Annotated in this window: 3 protein-coding genes; all 3 read left to right on the top strand. The window is 63.0% G+C overall.

Annotated elements, in window-relative coordinates; translation table 11 throughout:
* Positions 1-199 (top strand): hypothetical protein (locus tag OES25_17625; protein MDH3629457.1); only part of this gene is annotated, 199 nt, incomplete at its 5' end.
* Complete coding sequence (locus OES25_17630) at positions 192-2150, top strand: ABC transporter permease (protein MDH3629458.1); 1959 nt, start codon at positions 192-194, stop codon at positions 2148-2150. The genes OES25_17625 and OES25_17630, both read left to right, overlap by 8 nt.
* The coding region (locus tag OES25_17635) for an ABC transporter permease subunit (GenBank protein MDH3629459.1) at positions 2147-2988 on the top strand (842 nt) is incomplete at its 3' end. The genes OES25_17630 and OES25_17635, both read left to right, overlap by 4 nt.

Below are 2988 nucleotides of genomic sequence, written 5' to 3' on the forward strand. Positions count from 1 at the left end.
CGACGTCCCGACGACCTTCCCCATCGAGAACCCGCTGCGGGTCGATCGTAACTCGCACTCGGCGATGCTGACAGTCGCGGACTTCGATCCGGCGATCGAGGCTCGGCTTCGGGAGCACGGGGCACGTTCGGTGGAGGTGATGCATCTCTCCCTGGAGGAGATCTTCATGGAGGTCGTCAAGGGTGCCCGGGATGATTAGGGCTCTACTCTGGAAGGAGTGGCGCGAGCAGCGAGGCGTCGTTGCGGCGGGGCTCATTCTTGTGGTGCTTGCGCCGCTTGGGACCTTTGCGTGGAGCGCGTCTCGTTCGAACCCGCTCAGCGGGGACGATCACAATCAGTTACTGGGATTGTTCTTCGTGCTGTTCCTGTGGCCGCTGTTCGCCGCCGCGTGTGGAGCCGGCACCGTCGCCAACGAACACGCGACGGGTAGCCTGGGCTACCTACTCTCTCGGCCCATCGCGCGCTGGAAGATCATCGGCGGCAAGACGGTTACGGCGTTGTTCTCGTGGGTCGTGATTGTCGGTGGCTCGCTGGCCGCCATGCTTGTCGTGGCGTCGCTTACTGGGAGTGGCACCACCCGCTGGTTTCACAAAGCGACGCAGGATGTCGACAACGTGGGAGTCCTGGTTCTTGCGGTCGCAGCGTCTCTGCTGATATTCGCCTGCGCAATGTATTTTTCCAACGTCATGCGTCGCACCATGACCGTGGCAGCGGCTGCCATCGTGGCAGCGTTGGCTTTGATGACTCTGGTCGGTTTCTATCTCATGCGTCTCGACCCGTCGATGGCGATGGATCCCGGGATCCTCGGCTGGCAGGTGATTGCCTTCAGCGCGATCTTCGCGGTGGGCGCCGGCTACCTGTTCAGTTCCGGCGAACTCTTGCGGGGGGCCGTTGCTAAACGGCGCGCACTGGGAATCGCCGCCGTTCTCTTGATCCTCCCGGTGACGGTTGCTCTGATCGGCGGTTGGCGGGCGGTTCGTTTCGACATCGATAGCGCGGTCATGTATGGCATGCACGTCACCCCGTCAGGGGAGTCCGTACTGCTCGAGATGACCAACGCCGCCGGCCGATCGCCTCAGGTCTGGTCGTTTCCGGTCAACGGCGAAGAGCCTACTTCGTTGACGCCGCGCTGGTCGATGTCGCCCCACATCACTGCCGATGGCCGACACGTCCTGTTCGCCAACGCCCTTAACCGCTACGGTTTCTGGACGCAGAAGCTGCGGATCGGTGAGGTCACGATTGATGGCAAGGAGCGACGTTGGCTTCCCGGTACGCCGGGTCTGAACCTGAATGGCGCGTACGGTGGAAGCCTCTCTCCCGACGGTCAGTGGATTCTCCTGGGGAACGTCGCTGCCTTCTCCGTCAGTCTGATCGAGCGTGACAGCGGCGAGAGGCTTGACCATGACCTGAGTCGACACGGCTTTCGCTGGGGCTATCCCGTTGGCTGGACGTCCGACTCTTCCGCCGTCTTGCTGATCACGACGCTTCGGAAACTCCCGGGATCGTCGACCGAGGAGACCGGTCGCTGTCTGGTTCGGATCGATGTCCGGAGCGGCGAGATGACGGTCCTCCACAACGCCGGGAGCGCGGAACTGCTCTCGGGTCGCTGGATCGGCTCGAACACCGGACCCGGGGGGCTGGTCGGAAACGCCATCCCGCTCCTGGTAGCGGAGGACCTGGACGCCGACGCCAAAAAGTACCGATTCCTGCTTGTCGATTCGGACGACGGAGCGACGGAGCAACTGTTCGACGCCCCGTGTGGGGGGCACTTCGCGCTCGACGAGGCGAAGACGACGATGGCCTACCACGTCTGTCTCTCCGACGAACGCGAGGGCCAGCAGACGTTGCTTCTCCGCCGGTTGGACGACGGATCGACGCAGAGTTGGGGAACGGTCGGCGGTCCGATCGGTTCGCTGATGCTTTCGCCGGACGGCAAGCGGTTGGTCGTGGCGCGACAGAATCAGTCGTGGATCGTGGTCCGTGAGGACGGCTCACAGAAAGAGATTAAATCCGATAAGGGTTGGCCATCGGGCTGGACGGCCGATGGAAGACTCCTCGAAACGACCTGGGATGGAGAGGTCCGGGAGTTGCGTGTGCGGGACCTCGTGACCGGCGAGCTGAACGTTCTGTTCCCGAGAGGTGAATCATGATCGGCGGAATGACCGGCGCACTTGTCTGGAAGGAATGGCGGACGCTCCGGGGTCTGTTGATCGCCAACGTCGTGTTGTGTCTGATCGCACCGTTGGCGTTATCCGCCTGGTCGGCGGCGTTCCTGCAGGACCGCGCCGGCGACTCGATGGCCGTGCTGTTGCTCTCGACCAGTCTGTTTGCAGTCTTGCCGATCTTTGCGGCCGCCTGTGGCGCGACGGTCATCGCTGGCGAACGATCGGAACGAACGATCGGTTACCTGCTTTCTCGACCGATGTCGCGTTTCCGGATCTATGCGACGAAGGTCGCGGTGGCATTGTCCGCCTGGTTGCTGGTCGCACTCTGTTGGTGGGTGACGACGTGGATCGTTCACGGCGGGCCGATTGTCAGTGTCGGTCGTCAGATGGCCTTCGAGTTCGGCGAACAGTGGATGTTGTGGGTCGTTCTTTCGTTCCTGGTCTTCTGTTGTGCGGTGATGGCATCGACCTGGCTTTCGCAGACCATGACGGCGGCGGCGGGCGGCGTCGCGATGGCGGCGGTGTTCGCTTCGATCCTCTACGTCCTCTGGGGACGCACGACCCTCGAGACGATGGTCGGCCCGGTCTGGCTGGCGCTTCAGTTGCTTGCGCTGGGACTGATGGTGCTGTGTGTTGCCGCGCTGTGGTTCAGTCGTGAGGAGACGCACGGGCCGTTTGGCATTGCGCAGCGACCGCTTGTACTGGTGGCGTTGCTCGTAACGACCGCGACGGTGGGAGCGGTCCCGATGGTGGTTCGCGGTATGCATGTGGACCCGGAGAATCTTGTGCTGACCGTGCCTCGTCTTAGCGGCGACGGCTCGGT

This window comes from Acidobacteriota bacterium (assembly GCA_029861955.1).
Taxonomy (GTDB): Bacteria; Acidobacteriota; Polarisedimenticolia; order Polarisedimenticolales; family Polarisedimenticolaceae; genus JAOTYK01.